15 protein-coding genes are annotated in these 15,452 nt (G+C 66.7%); 4 read left to right on the top strand and 11 right to left on the bottom strand.

The genetic code is table 11. The annotated features are described in order from the left end of the window. Positions 1-6 precede the first annotated feature (6 nt). Entirely contained in the window at positions 7-474 is a 468-nt protein-coding gene (locus SMD14_RS10030; RefSeq protein ID WP_157242334.1) for a pyridoxamine 5'-phosphate oxidase family protein, read from the top strand. Between the two features lie 15 nt (positions 475-489). Here the strand turns inward: SMD14_RS10030 and SMD14_RS10025 are convergent, their stop codons facing one another. The 3 genes from SMD14_RS10025 to SMD14_RS10015 are packed head-to-tail and all read right to left on the bottom strand — an operon-like array spanning position 490 to position 3,881. Further along, the gene (locus tag SMD14_RS10025) at positions 490-1,341 is read right to left on the bottom strand and encodes a transglutaminase family protein (RefSeq protein ID WP_157242335.1); all 852 of its coding nucleotides are present in this window, start codon (positions 1,339-1,341) and stop codon (positions 490-492) included. Continuing rightward, positions 1,338-2,264, bottom strand: a complete 927-nt coding sequence (locus SMD14_RS10020) for an alpha-E domain-containing protein (protein ID WP_015937078.1) — start codon at positions 2,262-2,264, stop codon at positions 1,338-1,340. Before SMD14_RS10020 ends, SMD14_RS10025 begins: the two co-directional genes overlap by 4 nt. Positions 2,265-2,324: 60 nt before the next feature. Beyond that, positions 2,325-3,881 carry a circularly permuted type 2 ATP-grasp protein gene (locus SMD14_RS10015; RefSeq protein WP_157242336.1) on the bottom strand — a complete coding sequence of 519 codons (1,557 nt, stop codon included), beginning with the start codon at positions 3,879-3,881 and terminating at the stop codon, positions 2,325-2,327. 113 nt (positions 3,882-3,994) lie between these two features. On the opposite strand from SMD14_RS10015, the gene SMD14_RS10010 reads away from it, so the two are divergent. Together SMD14_RS10010 and pepN are read left to right on the top strand one after the other, a co-directional pair. Beyond that, positions 3,995-5,050, top strand: coding sequence for a putative sulfate exporter family transporter (locus SMD14_RS10010; RefSeq protein WP_321216207.1), 1,056 nt, complete (start codon positions 3,995-3,997; stop codon positions 5,048-5,050). Between the two features lie 33 nt (positions 5,051-5,083). Continuing rightward, positions 5,084-7,780 (top strand): aminopeptidase N, encoded by a 2,697-nt coding sequence (gene pepN, locus SMD14_RS10005; RefSeq protein ID WP_321216206.1) that lies wholly within the window; start codon positions 5,084-5,086, stop codon positions 7,778-7,780. A 48-nt stretch (positions 7,781-7,828) separates the two neighbouring features. Here the strand turns inward: pepN and SMD14_RS10000 are convergent, their stop codons facing one another. From SMD14_RS10000 to map, 6 genes are all read right to left on the bottom strand, one after another. Next, positions 7,829-8,920, bottom strand: coding sequence for a biotin/lipoate A/B protein ligase family protein (locus SMD14_RS10000; protein ID WP_321216205.1), 1,092 nt, complete (start codon positions 8,918-8,920; stop codon positions 7,829-7,831). A 110-nt stretch (positions 8,921-9,030) separates the two neighbouring features. Further along, positions 9,031-9,288 carry a type B 50S ribosomal protein L31 gene (locus SMD14_RS09995; RefSeq protein WP_066275740.1) on the bottom strand — a complete coding sequence of 86 codons (258 nt, stop codon included), beginning with the start codon at positions 9,286-9,288 and terminating at the stop codon, positions 9,031-9,033. A gap of 99 nt (positions 9,289-9,387) precedes the next feature. Next, entirely contained in the window at positions 9,388-10,239 is an 852-nt protein-coding gene (locus tag SMD14_RS09990) for an RNA methyltransferase (RefSeq protein WP_321216204.1), read from the bottom strand. A gap of 7 nt (positions 10,240-10,246) precedes the next feature. Continuing rightward, a complete protein-coding gene (locus SMD14_RS09985; protein ID WP_321216203.1) occupies positions 10,247-11,032 on the bottom strand; it encodes a sulfite exporter TauE/SafE family protein in 786 nt (261 codons plus the stop codon). Between the two features lie 17 nt (positions 11,033-11,049). Further along, the gene (locus tag SMD14_RS09980; RefSeq protein WP_157242339.1) at positions 11,050-11,835 is read right to left on the bottom strand and encodes an ABC transporter ATP-binding protein; all 786 of its coding nucleotides are present in this window, start codon (positions 11,833-11,835) and stop codon (positions 11,050-11,052) included. 90 nt (positions 11,836-11,925) lie between these two features. Further along, positions 11,926-12,696 carry a type I methionyl aminopeptidase gene (gene map, locus SMD14_RS09975; RefSeq protein WP_321216202.1) on the bottom strand — a complete coding sequence of 257 codons (771 nt, stop codon included), beginning with the start codon at positions 12,694-12,696 and terminating at the stop codon, positions 11,926-11,928. Between the two features lie 102 nt (positions 12,697-12,798). Here map and serB point away from each other — a divergent pair, with 102 nt between their 5' ends. Further along, positions 12,799-13,692 carry a phosphoserine phosphatase SerB gene (gene serB / locus SMD14_RS09970; RefSeq protein ID WP_157242341.1) on the top strand — a complete coding sequence of 298 codons (894 nt, stop codon included), beginning with the start codon at positions 12,799-12,801 and terminating at the stop codon, positions 13,690-13,692. Between the two features lie 70 nt (positions 13,693-13,762). Here serB and SMD14_RS09965 read toward each other — a convergent pair whose 3' ends face one another. Both SMD14_RS09965 and SMD14_RS09960 read right to left on the bottom strand, forming a co-directional pair. After that, positions 13,763-14,527: an SDR family oxidoreductase gene (locus SMD14_RS09965; protein ID WP_157242342.1), complete on the bottom strand. Its 765-nt coding sequence runs from the start codon at positions 14,525-14,527 to the stop codon at positions 13,763-13,765. 126 nt (positions 14,528-14,653) lie between these two features. Further along, positions 14,654-15,379 carry a beta-ketoacyl-ACP reductase gene (locus SMD14_RS09960; RefSeq protein WP_157242343.1) on the bottom strand — a complete coding sequence of 242 codons (726 nt, stop codon included), beginning with the start codon at positions 15,377-15,379 and terminating at the stop codon, positions 14,654-14,656. Positions 15,380-15,452 lie beyond the last annotated feature (73 nt).

Below are 15,452 nucleotides of genomic sequence, written 5' to 3'. Positions count from 1 at the left end.
CGCCGCATGAGTGCCGAACCCGTATCTGAAGTGCAGAATCTTGAACACCATGAGTGCTGGGCCGTGCTCCGCACCGTGTCCGTCGGCCGGCTGGCGGTGCTGGTGGCGGGACGCCCGGACATCTTCCCCATCAATTACACGGTTGACCGGGGCACCCTGGTGTTCCGCACCAGCGAGGGCACCAAGCTTTCCGGCGCTTCGGAGGACGCCCCGGTGGCGCTGGAGGCGGACGGGGTGGACCCCAATACGGGACTGGCCTGGAGCGTGGTGGTGAAGGGCACTGCCGCCGTCGTCACCGGCACGGAGCAGGTCCTGGAAACCACCCAGCTCTTCCTCTTTCCCTGGCAGGCAGGGAAAAAGGACATCTTCGTCCGGATCACGCCGGACTCCATCACCGGCCGCCGCTTCAAGGTGACGGAACCCATGACCTGGTGGACCCAGCTCAGCGGCGCTGTGAGGACCGCGCAGGAGTAAAAGCCCGCGGGCCCGTCAGGCGAGCTGGGTGATTTCCACGCTGACGCTCAGGGCTGAACCGCCCCCGCCGGAAAGAATGCCCTTCAGCGGCGGCACGTCGCGGTAGTCCCTGCCCCGGGCCACCGTCACGTGGAAGTCGCCGGCCGGCTTGTGGTTGGTGGGGTCCCAGCTGCGCCAGTCGCCGTCCCACCACTCCAGCCATGCATGGGATTGGCCGGCCACGGTTTCGCCGATTCCGGCGCTGGAACGGGGGTGCAGGTAACCGGAGACGTAACGCGCCGGGATGCCGCAGCTGCGCAGCGCACCGATGGCCAGGTGGGCAAGGTCCTGGCACACGCCCTGGCGCTGCCCCCAGGCCTCTTCCGCGTTGGTGGTGACCGCGGTGGAACCGGACATGTAGGTCATTTCGCCGCGCATCCACTCGAACACTGCCATGGCGGCCTCGTGCGGGTTCTTCCCGGCCACGACTCCCGGGATGATGCCCAGGACTTCGTCTCCCGGGCCGCTCAGCCTGGACTGCGGAAGCCAGTCGCTGAAGGTGTTGAGCGTCTCGGGCGAGGCCAGGACGTCCCAGCCGGCAATGTCCGACTCCGACGGGATCTTCTCGGCCCGGTGGACCTCCACCGTGATGTTGGAAACAACTTCAAGGTGATCGTGCGGCATCTGCATGTCGAAGGCAGTAACCCGGGTGCCCCAGTAGTCCCGGTAGGTGCTCACGGCAGCCTGCGACGGCGAAACCTTGACCACGGACTCCAGCACCACCTGCTGGGAATCCGTCAGCGGCGTCATGCGGGCCTCGTTGTAGGACAGCGTGACCCTCTTGTTGTACTTGTAGGCCGTCTTGTGGACGATGCTCAGCCGGGTCATGAAACTTCTCCCACCCAGGCCAGTTCATCCGCCTGATTGAAGTACTTACGGGAAATGGCGTCCGAGGCCTGTGAGACGGCTTTCTGCACCCGCTCCATGTGTTCGGGCAACTCGGACATGAGATCGTCCGTCCGGTGGAACTCGAGGAACGTCCGCGCCTGCCCCACAATCCGCCGCGCATCATTGATGAAACCCACCCGCTGGGCGGAAGGATCAAGTTTTGCAAGGCATTCATCGGCATCCCGCAGGGCATAGACGATGGACCGCGGGAAGAGGCGGTCCAGCAGCAGGAACTCGGCAGCGTGCTGGTCTCCAAAGGCGGCACGCCGCGTACGCAGGAAGGACTCGTACGCCCCGGCGCACCGGAGCATGTTGACCCATGACATGCCGGCGGACAGCACGTCCCGGGTGGAGAGCATGCGGGCCGTCATGTCCGCCCGTTCCAGGGAGCGGCCCAGCACCAGGAAGAGCCAGCTTTCGTCGTGGCTGACGGTGGTGTCCGCCAGGCCGCTGACCATGGCCGTCCGTTCAAGGGTCCAGTTGCAGAACCGGTACGTGCCCACAACGTCCTTTCGGTGCTGGCTCAGCCCGTAATACGTGGTGTTCAGGCTCTCCCAGAGACCGGAGGAGACAGTCTCCCGGGCGCGCCGGGCGTTCTCCCGCGCCGCCCCGAGGGAACCGGCAATGGAGGTGGCGCTGGTTTTGTCATAGGCAAGTGCGTGGAGCAGTTCGGGCAGCCCGAAATCATCGCTCTGCGGCCTGGCTCCCATGACCGCCAGAAGCTCCTGCGCCACGCTCTTGCGTTCCTCCATGGGGAGGTGGTTCAGGCGCTCCAGGTGGACGTCAAGGATCCGGGCGGTGCCGTCCGCCCGCTCCACATAGCGGCCGATCCAGAAAAGGGACTCGGCAATACGGCTAAGCATTCGCGGCTACCTCCTGCGTGCCCGAACCTGGATAAGAAACTGTCCGGCCTACGGCCCGGCTCACTGCTGCTGCTCCGACTGGCGGTCCCGCCAGTTGCTCTCCACCGGCCACACGGAAACGCGCTCCCGGACGGAGATGGACGGCCGCGGCACGGTTTCCACCGGCACCTGGGGGGAATCGGCCAGGACCCAGGTGTCCTTGGATCCGCCGCCCTGGCTGGAGTTCACGATCAGCGAGCCCTCCTTGAGTGCCACGCGGGTCAGGCCGCCCGGGAGCACCCAGACGTTCTCGCCGTCGTTCACCGCGAAGGGGCGCAGGTCCACGTGGCGGGGGCCGAACTTGTCCCCGCTCAGCGTCGGGACCGTGGAGAGCTGCAGCACCGGCTGGGCGATCCAGCCGCGGGGGTCAGCGATGATCCGCTGGCGGAGGGCGTCCAGTTCGTCCTTGGAGGCATCCGGCCCGATAACCAGGCCCTTGCCGCCGGAACCGTCCACGGGCTTGACCACCAGTTCGGCCAGGTTGTCCAGGGTGTACTCGCGGGATTCCTTCTCCTCCAGGCGGTATGTGTCCACGTTGGCGATGATGGGTTCCTCGCTGAGGTAGTAGCGGATGAGGTCAGGGACGTAACTGTAGACCAGTTTGTCGTCCGCGACGCCGTTGCCCACGGCGTTGGCAATGGTGACCCCGCCGGCCCTGGCCGCGTTGACCAGCCCGGGGCAGCCGAGCATGGAGTCGGCGCGGAACTGCAGGGGGTCAAGGAAATCGTCGTCGATCCGCTTGTAGATGACATCCACGCGCTGCTCGCCCGCCGTGGTGCGCATGTATACGCGGTTGCCGCGGCAGATGAGGTCGCGGCCCTCCACCAGCTCAACGCCCATCAGTCCGGCCAGCAGGGTGTGCTCGAAGTAGGCGCTGTTGAACACGCCGGGGGTCAGGACGACGACGGTGGGATCGTCCACGCCGGACGGCGCGGTCTTCCGCAGGGCAGAGAGCAGGCGCCGCGGGTACTCCTCGACCGGCCGGATGAGCTGCTGGCCGAAAGCCTCCGGCAGGCCCTTGGCCATGGCCCGGCGGTTCTCCAGGACGTAGCTCACGCCGGAGGGAACGCGGACGTTGTCCTCCAGCACGCGGAACGTTCCGGCGGCATCACGGACAACGTCGATGCCGGAGATGTGGACCCGGACGCCGCCGGCCGGTTCGAAGCCATGGACCTGCCGGTGGAAGTGCGCGCTGGTGGTGACCAGCTGCCGCGGGATCACGCCGTCTGCCACCACGGTCATCTTGTCGTACACGTCGTTGAGGAACGCCTCGAGGGCGCGTACCCGCTGGGCTACCCCGCGCTCCAGTACATCCCACTCGCCGGCCGGAATGACGCGGGGAACGATGTCCAGCGGGAACGGGCGCTCCTCCCCCGCGAAATCGAACGTCACGCCGCGGTCCAGGAACGTGCGCGCCATTGAGTCGGCGCGCGCACTGACATCGGCCAGGGAGAGCTTGCGAAGGGCGTCCGCCACCTGCCCGTACGAGTCACGGGCCTGTTGCCCGGGGGCGAACATCTCGTCATAGGCTCCGGACCGGCCGGCGGCCACGGAGTAATCCTGGAATAGGTCTGACATGTCCAATAGCCAACCATCTTTTTGTTTCGAATTCATTACTGCCATCCATTGTGGCGTGTTGGCGGAGGTCCCCCTATTCGTGGATTCCGCCCCTTTTCCGGCACAGTAGGTGAGTGCCCGTCAGCAGATCCTTCCGCAACCCCGGTCCGGACCTGCCCGGACGGCCGGAGAGGCTCCTCCCGGGCCTGGCTTCAGCGGCAGTTGCGCTGGCCGCCGCGTTCCTGGTCCATTGGCTGGTGCCCGCGCTGCCGGCCATGACACTGGCGGTGGCCCTGGGCGTCCTTGCCGCGAACCTGCCGGCGGCCGGAGCATGGACAGCCGGCAGGGCCCGGCCCGGACTGGACTTCGCCGGGAAACATCTTATGCGCGGCGGAATCGTCCTGCTCGGGCTGAAGGTCAGCATCACCGACGTGCTGGGACTGGGCTGGCTGTCCCTGGTCCTGATCATTGGCGTCGTGGCGGCGAGCTTCGGCGGGACATACGCCATCTCCCGGCTCTTCCGGCTCCCGCCGGTGACGTCGCTCCTGGTGGCCACCGGGTTCTCAATCTGCGGCGCTTCGGCCATCGGCGCCATGGCGGCCGTCCGCCGGATCCGGCATGTGGACACCGTCCTGCCGGTGGCCCTCGTGACGCTCTGCGGAACCCTTGCCATCGGCGTCCTTCCCCTGCTGGTTCATCCCCTCCGGCTCAGCGCGCCGGTCTTTGGCGCCTGGACGGGCGCATCGGTGCACGACGTCGGCCAGGTGGTGGCCACGGCGCAAACGGCGGGGACTGCGGCGCTGGGCATCGCCGTCGTGGTTAAGCTCACCCGGGTGCTCCTGCTGGCGCCGGTCTCAGCAATAGCCGGCGCGCACCACCGTATCGCCCCCGGGCCGGCAGTTCCCGGGGACGGCGGGAACGCCAAACTGCCGCCGGTGGTGCCGCTTTTCGTCCTGGGTTTCGTCGCCATGGTGGGGCTTCGTTCCACCGGCTGGCTGGCGCCGGAATGGCTGGAGGCAGGTGGCGCACTGCAGGACATCCTGCTCGGCGCCGCGCTGTTCGGGCTGGGGTCCGCTGTCCGGATGCGGACGCTCCTGCACACCGGCGGGCGGGCACTTCTGGCGGCCCTCGCCTCATGGTTCCTGATTGCCGTCCTGGGACTGGCGGCTGCCCTGCTGATCGCCGCATGATTCCGGTCACCCATCCCGTGATTAGATAGCTGGGTGTCACATGAGAATCTGCAGCGCGACGAAGCCGCTGAACGCTCAGTCCTGATCAGCACCACCAGCTACGACGTTTCGCTGGACGTCCGGCAGGCTGCGGACCCGGACGCCGCCGGCTATCCAACCCGCAGCATCATCACCTTCACCGCCGCCGAGTCCGGGGCAGCAACGTTCCTGGACTTCATCGGGGAGGTCCACAGCGTTGTCCTGAACGGCAGGGAACTCCGCGTTGAGGACGTGGCGGACGGCGCCAGGATCAGGCTGGACAGCCTGCAGCCCCACAACCAGGTGGCAGTGGCCGGGACTGCCCTGTACAGCCGCTCCGGCGAAGGCATGCACCGGTTCGTTGATCCTGCCGACGGGCAGTGCTACCTCTACACGCAGTACGAGCCCGCGGACGCACGCCGGGTCTTCGCCAACTTCGAGCAGCCCGACCTCAAAGCCACGTACACCTTCCACGTGACGGCCCCCGCCGGCTGGCACGTCGCCTCCAACGGGGCAGAGGTTGACCGGACCGTCCTTCCCGACGACCCCGCCTCGGCACGCTGGGACTTCGCGGCCACGGAACCGATGTCCACGTACATCACCACCGTGCTGGCCGGCCCCTACTTCAAGGCGCAGGACCGCTGGCAGGCAACGCTCGACGACGGGACCTCCCTGGACGTGCCGCTCGCCCTCTACTGCCGCGCCTCCATGGCGCACTCCTTCGACACGGACAAACTCTTCCGGCTCACCAAAGACGGCCTGGACTTCTTCAACCGGCTCTACGACTACCCCTACCCCTGGGGCAAGTACGACCAGGCCTTCGTGCCGGAGTACAACCTCGGCGCCATGGAGAACCCGGGCCTGGTCACGTTCACCGAAAGCTACGTCTTCACCTCGCGCGCCACCGACTCCCAGTACCAGGGGCGGGCCAACACCCTGATGCACGAGATGGCGCACATGTGGTTCGGCGACCTGGTGACCATGCAGTGGTGGGATGACCTGTGGCTCAAGGAATCCTTTGCCGACTACATGGGAACCCTGGGCGTGGACCAGGCCACTGACTGGGACACGGCCTGGGTGAACTTCGCCAACAAGCGCAAGGCGTGGGCCTACCTCCAGGACCAGCTGCCCACCACGCACCCGATCGTGGCGGACATCCCGGACCTCGAGGCCGCCAAGCAGAACTTCGACGGCATCACCTACGCCAAGGGCGCCTCGGTGCTGAAGCAGCTGGTGGCCTACGTAGGGTTCGAGGCGTTCATTGAGGGCTCCCGTGCCTACTTCCGTAAGCACGCCTACGGCAACACAACGCTTGACGACCTGCTGGCCGCGTTGAGTGCCTCCTCCGGGCGGGACTTGGCCGGCTGGGCGCAGCAGTGGCTGCAGACCTCGGGCATCTCCACGCTGTCCCTGGACATCGCAGCAGATGCAGCGGGCGACGACGGCCGGCTGGGCACAGCGGCCATCGTCCAGGAAGCGGTGGACCCGGTCACCGGACGCGAGGAGCTGCGCCCGCACCGGCTCCGCGTCGGCTCCTACAACTTCGACGCCGACGGGGCCCTGGTGCGGACCGGGACGTTCGAGACGGACGTGGCGGGCGCGCGGACCGAACTCCCCCAGCTGTCCGGCCGGCCGCGGCCCGGGCTCCTGCTCGTTAATGACGAGGACCTCACGTACGCCAAAGTCCGGCTCGATCCGGCGTCCGAAGCCACGGTCCTTTCCTCCCTGGATCGGCTCGCCGACCCCATGGCCCGGGCGCTGTGCTGGACGGCGCTCTGGAATTCAGCCCGCGACGGGGAAAGCCCGGCATCACGGTACGTCGAGGCTGTCGCAGCGTTCGCACCTGCCGAAACCGGCATCGGCGTACTGCTGAATGTCCTTGAGAACGCCGGCACCGCCGTCGAACGCTACACGCCCGCCTCCGTCCGGAGCGCCGTACGGTCCTCCTTCCTGGCTGCCGCAGCCGGCGAACTGGACGCAGCCAGGCCCGGCTCGGACCAGCAGCTGGCATGGGCGAGGACCCTGGCCACCCTCAGCCGGCATGATGACGCCATGGCGTCCCGGCTGCGCGGCCTCCTGGACGGCACCGCCGAGGTGGCCGGGCTGGCAGTGGACGCCGAACTACGCTGGCACTTCTGGCATGCCCTGGCAGCACATGGCCAGGCCACGGTGGAAGAACTGGACGCCGAACTCGCCCGGGACACCACGGCCTCCGGACGCGCCGGGCATGCCACAGCGATCGCCGCCCGTCCTGGTACGGACGTGAAGGCAGCGGCCTGGACGGCGGCGGTGCACGGGCATGAGCTCTCCAACCAGCTCCTGAGCGCCACCATCAGCGGTTTCATGACGTCCCCCGCGGAGCTGCTGGAGCCTTATGTTGAACCTTATTTCGAGTGCCTGCGCAGCGTATGGGAGAGCCGCAGCATCGAGATCGCCGGCCGGATCGTCCGGGGCCTCTATCCCCTGGCGCAGGACGTGGCGGAGGGCTCGGCACCGGCGGAGCATCCGGTCATCCTTCGCACTGACAAGTGGCTGGCGGACAACGGAGACGCTCCCCGCGCCCTGCGGCGCATCGTCGTGGAGCAGCGCAGCCACCTGCTGCGGGCGCTCAACGCACAGGCCGCCGTCGTGAATTCACCATCGGCTGCTCCCCACCCGTGCCCTCGCCTCGCAGGCTCGGCCAGGGAACTCCACGGGTGTGGGCCCAAGTAACTGTCGTTTTCGCCGGTGAAAACGGCAGTTACGGAGCGATGGATGGGCTCACGGGACGCGGTGCAGCCAGTCTGCCGTGCCGAACTTGCTGCCGACGCGTTCACGGGCCGCGCCAAGTTCGGCTTCGGTCAGCTGTGAGGGAATTGCGCCGTACCTGCCGGTGAATACCTCGCTCATGGCGGCAATGATGGCGGTGCGTGCCAGGCCGGTCTGGCGCCGGAGCGGGTCCACCCGCTTCTTGGCGCTGCGGGTGCCCTTGTCCGAGAGCTTCTCCTTGCCAATCCGCAGCACTTCGACCATTTTGTCGGCGTCGATGTCGTAGCTCATGGTCACGTGGTGCAGCATGCCGCCGTTGGCGAGGCGTTTCTGCGCTGCCCCGCCGATTTTTCCCTGGTCCGTGGCGATGTCGTTCAGCGGTACGTAGAAGGCGTTGATGCCGAGATTCTCCAGTGCCGCCATGACCCAGGCATCCAGGAAGGGATAGGAGTCGGCGAAACTAATGCCGTCAACGAGGGTCTGCGGCAGGTAGAGGGAGTAGGTGATGCAGTTGCCTGCCTCCATGAACATTGCTCCCCCGCCGCTGATGCGCCGGACCACCGTGATGCCGTGCTTCTCCACGCCGGCCGGGTCCACCTCGTTGCGGACCGACTGGAAGCTGCCGATGACCACGGACGGCTCCTGCCAGTCCCAGAAGCGGAGCGTCGGGTTGCGCCGGCCCGCGCCGACTTCCTCTGTGAGGACCTCGTCGAGGGCAACATTGATTTCTGTCGGCAGGACGGTGGGTGCGATGACGTTCCACTGGTGGTCCGCCCACGAGGTCGCCTTCGCGAGGGCACGGCGGACGGTGACCGCGACGGCGTCCGCGGAGAAGCCGAACAGGGCTGCCCCGGCCGGCAGCGAAGCCGAGACGGCGGCGGCAAGCTCGGCCGCCGTCGTCGTGTCAGGCAGTCCGGTCAAGCCACGGTTGATGTCCAGGAGTGCCTCGTCCGGCTCCAGGAAGAAATCGCCGCTGACGCTCACATTGGCGAGCCGGCCGCCAATGACGTCCAGGTCAACCACCACGAGCTTGCCGCCGGGTACCTTATATTCACCGTGCAGGCGGGCGGCGGAAGGATGCTCTGGAACAGGTGTGCCGGTCATGCTTCCATCCTGCCCCAGGAGCGGCGCACCCAAGTAATACGGTGCCGGAACGCAGAAAGCCCGCACCGGTTGCCGGTGCGGGCTTTCCCAAAGAACCTTGCGGAAGTATGTTACTTCTTGCCGCCGAAGCCCTTGAAGCGGGCGTTGAAGCGCTCGACGCGGCCTGCGGAGTCCATGATGCGCTGCTTGCCCGTGTAGAACGGGTGGGACTCAGAGGAGATTTCGACGTCGATGACCGGGTAGGTGTTGCCGTCTTCCCACTCGATGGTCTTCGAGGAGGAAACGGTGGACTTGGTCAGGAACTTCGTGCCGGAAGCCAGGTCGTTGAAAACAACAGCTTCGTACTTCGGGTGGATATCAGACTTCATAATGGGACCTTTGTTCGCACAACTGGATTTTGCCAGCTGCCAGGTATGAATGGGATGGCCGCGTTCTGTGCGGTGAAGCGCAGGGCAGCCAGCTATCAATCATAGCGGATAACCATGGTGCCCGCGAACGGGGTGCCCGGCGTGGTCCCGGGGGCGCAGCTCCCAGAACGCCACCGCCGATGCGGCCGCAACATTCAGGGAATCCACGCCGTTGCGCATGGGTATCTTGACGGCGAGGTCGACGGCGGCGAGGGTCTCAGGGCTCATTCCGGCACCTTCGGTGCCAAGCACCAGGGCGAGTTTTTCCGGGTTCCGGGCAGCCACCGCGTCCACGTCCTCCGCGTCCTTGGTGAGCTCCAGCGCCGCGACCGTGAAGCCGTGGTCCTTGAGCAGGAGGAGGTCCTGCGGCCAGCTGGTCAGCCGGGCCCACGGCACCTGGAAGACCGTGCCCATGCTCACCCGGACGCTCCGCCGGTACAGCGGATCGCCGCAGCGGGGTGAGACCAGGACGGCGTCGATGTCCAAGGCGGCTGCCGACCGGAAGATGGCGCCCACGTTGGTGTGGTCCACGATGTCCTCGAGGACGGCCACCCTGCGTGCACCGGCCAGCAGCTCCGGCAGCGGGACCGGAGCCGGGCGATGCATCGCCGCCATGGCCCCGCGATGCAGGTGGAAACCGGTGATCTCCTCCAGCAGGGCGGCGCTGCCAATGAAGGCGGGGACCTCCGGGTGGGCGGCCAGGACGTCCTGGAGGTCGTCCAGCCACTTTTCCGCCAGGAAAAAGGACCGCGGCTGGTGTCCGGCGGCCAGCGCCCGGCGCAGCACGCGGGAAGACTCGGCAATGTACATGCCTTCAGCCGGCTCCCGGAGCTTGCGCAGGTGCACGTCAGTGAGCTGCGTGTAGTCGGAGACCCGGGGGTCCGCGGCCGATTCAAGATAGTGGATTGTCACCGGGTGATTATTTCAGCAGATTGGCGATCATGAATCCGAGGGCCACCAGGCCCAGGACAAGGATCACGGCCCGCAGCACCGCGGGTGGGAGCCGGCGGCCCACTTTGGCCCCGATGAGACCGCCGATGCTGGAGCTCACGGCAATCAGCAGCACCACAAGCCAGTTGATCCGGTCGAACGCGAACAGCACGTAGGACACCGCGGCCACGAGGTTCACGCCCAGGACCAGGATGTTCTTCATGGCGTTGGCGTTCTGGATGGTGCCCGTCAGGAAGACGCCCAGGATGCCCACCAGCAGGATTCCCTGGGCCGCAACGAAGTAGCCGCCGTACACGCCGGCGAGGTAGACCAGCACCACCAGGAGGATGCCGTGCCCCTTGTCCCGTACGGCGTGTTCCGGGTTCGCCTCCCGGGTGCGCACCCAGGCCTGCAGGCGGGGCTGGAAGACCACCATCAGGAGGGCCAGGACAATGAGGACGGGCGCAACGTAGTGGAATACCTCTTCGGGGAGGTGCAGGAGCAGCCAGGCGCCGGAGATGCCGCCGAGAAGGGAGGCCGGCAGGAGCCTCATCAGCTGCCGTCCGCGGCCCTTCAGTTCGCGCCGGTAACCGAACGCTCCAGCCGCCGTGCCGAAGACAAGGCCCATGGCATTGCTCATGGAGGCAACCACCGGGGCGACCCCGAGGGCGATGAGCACGGGGAACGTCACCAGGGTGCCGGAGCCCACGACGGCGTTGATGGTGCCGGCCCAGAGGCCGGCGATGGTCACAAAGATGCTGCTGAGAAGATCCAAGGTGCTGCAGTGCCGCCTTAGCGGCGGGCGACGGCGGTGTACCGGCCGGCGTTGACGCTCACGTCCAGGTCCAGCCCGAAAGTCTTGCTGAGGTTTTCCGCTGTCAGGACATCCGTGATCACACCCGCGGCGACCACGCCGCCGTCACGCAGCAGCATGGCGTGCGTGAAGCCCGGCGGGACTTCCTCCAGGTGGTGCGTCACCAGGACCATGGCCGGCGCGGCCTCGTCCTGTGCGAGTTCCCCAAGCTTGTGGACGAGTTCCTCGCGGCCACCAAGGTCCAGGCCGGCCGCCGGTTCATCAAGCAGCAGCAGCTCGGGATCGGTCATGAGGGCACGGGCGATCTGGACACGCTTGCGCTCCCCCTCCGACAGGGTGGCGAAGGTCCTGTTGAGGAGCGGGCCCATCCCCCAGTCGTTGAGCAGTCGGAAAGCCCGCCGCTCGTCGTCGCGCTCGTAGCCCTCGCGCCAGCGGCCGGTGACACCGTAGGCGGCGGTGACCACGACGTTGAGGACCTTCTCCTGTTCAGGAATCTGGGTGGCCAGCGCGGCGGAGGAAAGCCCGATCCGGGGGCGGAGCTCGAAGACGTCCGTGCGCCCGAGGATTTCGTCAAGGATGCCGGCCTTACCGCTGCTGGGGTGGAGCCGGGCTGCAGCGATCTGCAGGAGCGTCGTCTTGCCGGCGCCGTTGGGTCCGAGGATCACCCAGCGTTCGCCTTCATTGACCTCCCAATCGACTTTGTCCAGCAGGGTCTTTTTGCCGCGGACAACGCTGACGGAAGCCAATTCCAGAACATCACTCATAGGAGTAGACACTAGGACAAAAAAGAGGCCGACTGATAACCGGCGCAGGTAACAGCGAAACCCTGGATGGGCAGCTTCCCCGCATGCCCGTCATGCCAGTTGAGTGAGGACCAGCGGACCGGATCCGGTGACGGCTATGGTGTGCTCCGAGTGCGCGGTCCGGCGGCCGTTGGAACTGCGCAGCGTCCACCCGTCCGGATCGGTAACGAGCTTGCTGGTGCCGTCCATGACCCAAGGTTCTATGGCCAACAGCAGTCCCGGGCGAAGCACGTATCCGCGGCCGGGTTTACCGGTATTGGGGATGTGCGGGTCCTGATGCATGGTGCTCCCGACGCCGTGCCCGCCGAACTGGGTATTGACCTGGAACTGTGCCGCTTCAAGCACCGAGCCGATCGCGTGGGAGATGTCTCCGATCCTGGCTCCCGGCTGCGCTGCGCCGATGCCGGCCAGGAGGGCCTTCTCGGTGGTTTCGATCATGTGCCGGTCTTCGGGCGCGGACGAATTCCCTACGACGAAGCTGATTGCCGAGTCCGTCACCCAACCGTTGACACTCGCGGCGAAATCGAGCGTCAGCAGGTCCCCGTCGATCAGCACGTAGTTATGGGGCAGCCCGTGCAGGACGGCGTCGTTCACGGACGTGCAGATGACTTTCCCAAAGGGGCCGCGCCCAAATGAGGGGGCGTAGTCGAAGTAGCAGGAGCGCGCGCCCGCGGCCTGGATCATGGAGGCAGCCCAGTCGTTTATTTCCAGGAGGTTCGTTCCCGGCCCGACTCTCTCCCTCAACGCCGCCAAGGTCTTCGCCACGAACTGGCCCGAAACACGGGCCTCGTCAACCTCGCGGGGCGTGAGCAGCTCAATCATGGGTTCCTCCAGGTGCGACCGTTTATGCTGTCCGCTTGCCACCTTTCAGCAGCCGTGAAATGAATTCAAGGGACCCCTCCCCCGCTGGCTAAGATTGCAGGCATGACTTCGAACGTGACTGCGGTCAGCTACGGCCTGAATGTAACCACAACCGGGCTGGAGCAGCTCCGTTCCATTTTCACCGCGCACGGCGCCGCCATTCTGTCAGAGGCAAGCCTTGGCGACGAGCGGTACCAGGTCCACGTCGCGGACCTGGCGCTCCCGGATGCGACGGCCGCCGGACTTGCCGCCCTTCGCCATGCCCTGGCCGGGGCCTCCATCGGCGGGTTGGACACCGCCCTGGTCCCTGCCGGCCTGCGGTCAGCCGAACGCAAACTCCTGATCATGGACGTGGACTCCACCCTGATCCAGCAGGAGGTCATCGAACTCCTGGCCGCCTACGCCGGGAAACGCGAAGAAGTGGCCGCTGTCACCGAAGCCGCAATGCGCGGGGAACTGGATTTCGCCCAAAGCCTCCACGCACGGGTGGCAGTCCTCGCGGGGCTTCCGGCCGACGTCGTCCACTCCGTCCGCCAGGAAGTGAAGCTGAGCCTGGGAGCCGGGGAACTGGTTTCCGCCTTCAAGGCTGCCGGCCACGTGGTTGCAGTTGTGTCGGGCGGCTTCAACCAGATCCTGGAGCCGATCGCCGATGAGCTGGGCCTGGACTACTGGCAGGCGAACGAGCTGGAGATTGTCGACGGCGCGCTGACGGGCAAGGTGCTCGGCGCCGTGGTGGACCGGGCAGCCAAGGAAAAATACCTGCGTGAATGGGCAGCAGCGGAGGGCATCGCGCTGGAGCACACGGTGGCCGTGGGTGACGGCGCCAATGACCTGGACATGCTCGGTGCGGCCGGCATTGGCATCGCTTTCAACGCCAAACCCGCCGTGCGCGCCGTGGCTGACGCCGCCGTCAACATGCCGTACCTCGACGCCGTCCGGTACGTCGCCGGCGTCTGAGCGGCGCCTCCCCTTAAACGCCGGATGGCACGTCGCGCCGCAACGTGCCATCCGGCGTTTTGGCTGGGACCTAGCTCGTGGCCTGGCCGGCGCCCTTGCCGAAGTAGTCTGCCCCGCCGGCGTATTCGGTGTGGCCGGATTCGACGTCGGCGGTGACCATGCTGGCCACCACTTCGGCAAACTCCTCCACGGAGTACAGCTTTCCGGCTTCAGCGCGGCGGGCCTCGATGGCACCAGGCGTGGAGCGGTCCAGGAGCGTTGCGGTGACGGTGCCCTCGATCATGTCGCCGGACACAACCACCAGGGTGATGCCTTTCTCGGCGAGGCCGGGAATGAGTTCGCGCAGGGCGTCCTCCCCGGCGCGCTTGCTGCGGGCAACGGGCTCGTAGGCTTCCATCGTGGGCACGGTGTTGATGAAGTGGGCCTGGTGGCTGGTCACGAACACCACGCGGGAGCCTTCCTGCATCAGGGGCACGGCGGCGTTGAGCATGTTGATTTGGGCGTCGCGGTTCAGCTTGAGCGCGTAGTCCTCGCCCATGCCGGTTTCCATGCCGCCGGAAGCGTTCAGCACCAGGATGTCCAGGGACCCGAAGTTCTCCATGGCGGCGCTGGCCAGGGCCTGCACGCCCTCCTGGCTGGTGAGGTCGGCGCCCACGGCCACGGCGCGGCCGCCGGCGGCCTCGATGCCCTGCACCACCTTGTTGGCGCGCGGTGCCTTCTGGCGGTAGTTCACCACGACGGCGGCGCCCTCGCGGGCAAGGTTCTTGGCTACCTCCGCGCCAATTCCGCGCGAGGATCCGGTCACGATGGCAGTCTTGTTATCCAGCAGTCCCATGCGGGCTCCTTTGTCTGAAACGTCTAAATTGCTGATGGCCTGCAGTCCATCATGCCAGCGCCCCCGGCCAATTCCCTTGTGTGACCTACACAAAGAAGCGCCGGGCTGCTAGTTCGCCGGCGCCGGTCAGTGCCCCATGCCCAGGCCGCCGTCGACGGGGATGACAGCTCCGGAGATATAGGCGGCCTCGTCGCTGGAGATCCAGCGGACCACGTTGGCTACCTCGGAGGCCTCGGCAAAGCGGCCCGCCGGGATGCTGGAAAGGTAGTCCTTCCGGGTGGCGTCGGGGAGTTCGGCAGTCATGTCCGTGTTGATGAAGCCCGGGGCGACGACGTTGGCCGTGATCCCCCGTGATCCAAGCTCACGCGTCAGGGAACGGGCGATGCCCACAAGGCCTGCCTTTGACGCCGAGTAGTTGATCTGGCCGGGAGCCCCATACAGGCCGGACACGGAGGAGATCAGGACGACGCGGCCCTTGCGCAGCCGGATCATGCCCTTGGAGGCGCGCTTGATGACGCGGAACGCGCCGGTGAGGTTGGTGTCGATGACGGACGTGAAGTCGTCCTCGCTCATGCGCAGCAGCAGGGTGTCCTTGGTGATGCCCGCGTTGGCCACCAGGACCTCCACGGGACCGTGCGCCGCTTCCACTTCCTTGAAGGCGGCGTCCACCGAGGCCTCGTCCGTGACGTCGGCCTTGACCCCAAGGATACCCTCCGGGAGTTTCGATTCGCTGCGGTAGGTGACGGCAACCTTGTCGCCGTTGGCCAGGAACGCCTCGGCGATGGCCAGGCCGATGCCGCGGTTGCCGCCGGTGATGAGGACGCTGCGGGGGGCGGTGGCTGCTTCAGTCATGGAGGGGCTCCGGTATTCTGCGGCGCGCTGGGGCCGCGGTAGGTAGGGGTAATTTGGCTGACTTCGATCTTAG

It is taken from the genome of Pseudarthrobacter oxydans (assembly GCF_034258515.1).
Taxonomy (GTDB): domain Bacteria; phylum Actinomycetota; class Actinomycetes; order Actinomycetales; family Micrococcaceae; genus Arthrobacter.
This window is presented reverse-complemented; position numbering and strand designations above follow the sequence as displayed.

Excerpts from the sequence above, each read along its gene's own strand:
- SMD14_RS10030 (WP_157242334.1), top strand. The coding sequence starts at position 7 with ATGAGTGCCGAACCCGTATCTGAAGTGCAGAATCTTGAACACCATGAG.
- SMD14_RS10025 (WP_157242335.1), bottom strand. The coding sequence starts at position 1,341 with ATGACCCGGCTGAGCATCGTCCACAAGACGGCCTACAAGTACAACAAG.
- SMD14_RS10020 (WP_015937078.1), bottom strand. The coding sequence starts at position 2,264 with ATGCTTAGCCGTATTGCCGAGTCCCTTTTCTGGATCGGCCGCTATGTG.
- SMD14_RS10015 (WP_157242336.1), bottom strand. The coding sequence starts at position 3,881 with ATGTCAGACCTATTCCAGGATTACTCCGTGGCCGCCGGCCGGTCCGGA.
- SMD14_RS10000 (WP_321216205.1), bottom strand. The coding sequence starts at position 8,920 with ATGACCGGCACACCTGTTCCAGAGCATCCTTCCGCCGCCCGCCTGCAC.
- SMD14_RS09995 (WP_066275740.1), bottom strand. The coding sequence starts at position 9,288 with ATGAAGTCTGATATCCACCCGAAGTACGAAGCTGTTGTTTTCAACGAC.
- SMD14_RS09980 (WP_157242339.1), bottom strand. The coding sequence starts at position 11,835 with ATGAGTGATGTTCTGGAATTGGCTTCCGTCAGCGTTGTCCGCGGCAAA.
- map (WP_321216202.1), bottom strand. The coding sequence starts at position 12,696 with ATGATTGAGCTGCTCACGCCCCGCGAGGTTGACGAGGCCCGTGTTTCG.
- serB (WP_157242341.1), top strand. The coding sequence starts at position 12,799 with ATGACTTCGAACGTGACTGCGGTCAGCTACGGCCTGAATGTAACCACA.
- SMD14_RS09965 (WP_157242342.1), bottom strand. The coding sequence starts at position 14,527 with ATGGGACTGCTGGATAACAAGACTGCCATCGTGACCGGATCCTCGCGC.
- SMD14_RS09960 (WP_157242343.1), bottom strand. The coding sequence starts at position 15,379 with ATGACTGAAGCAGCCACCGCCCCCCGCAGCGTCCTCATCACCGGCGGC.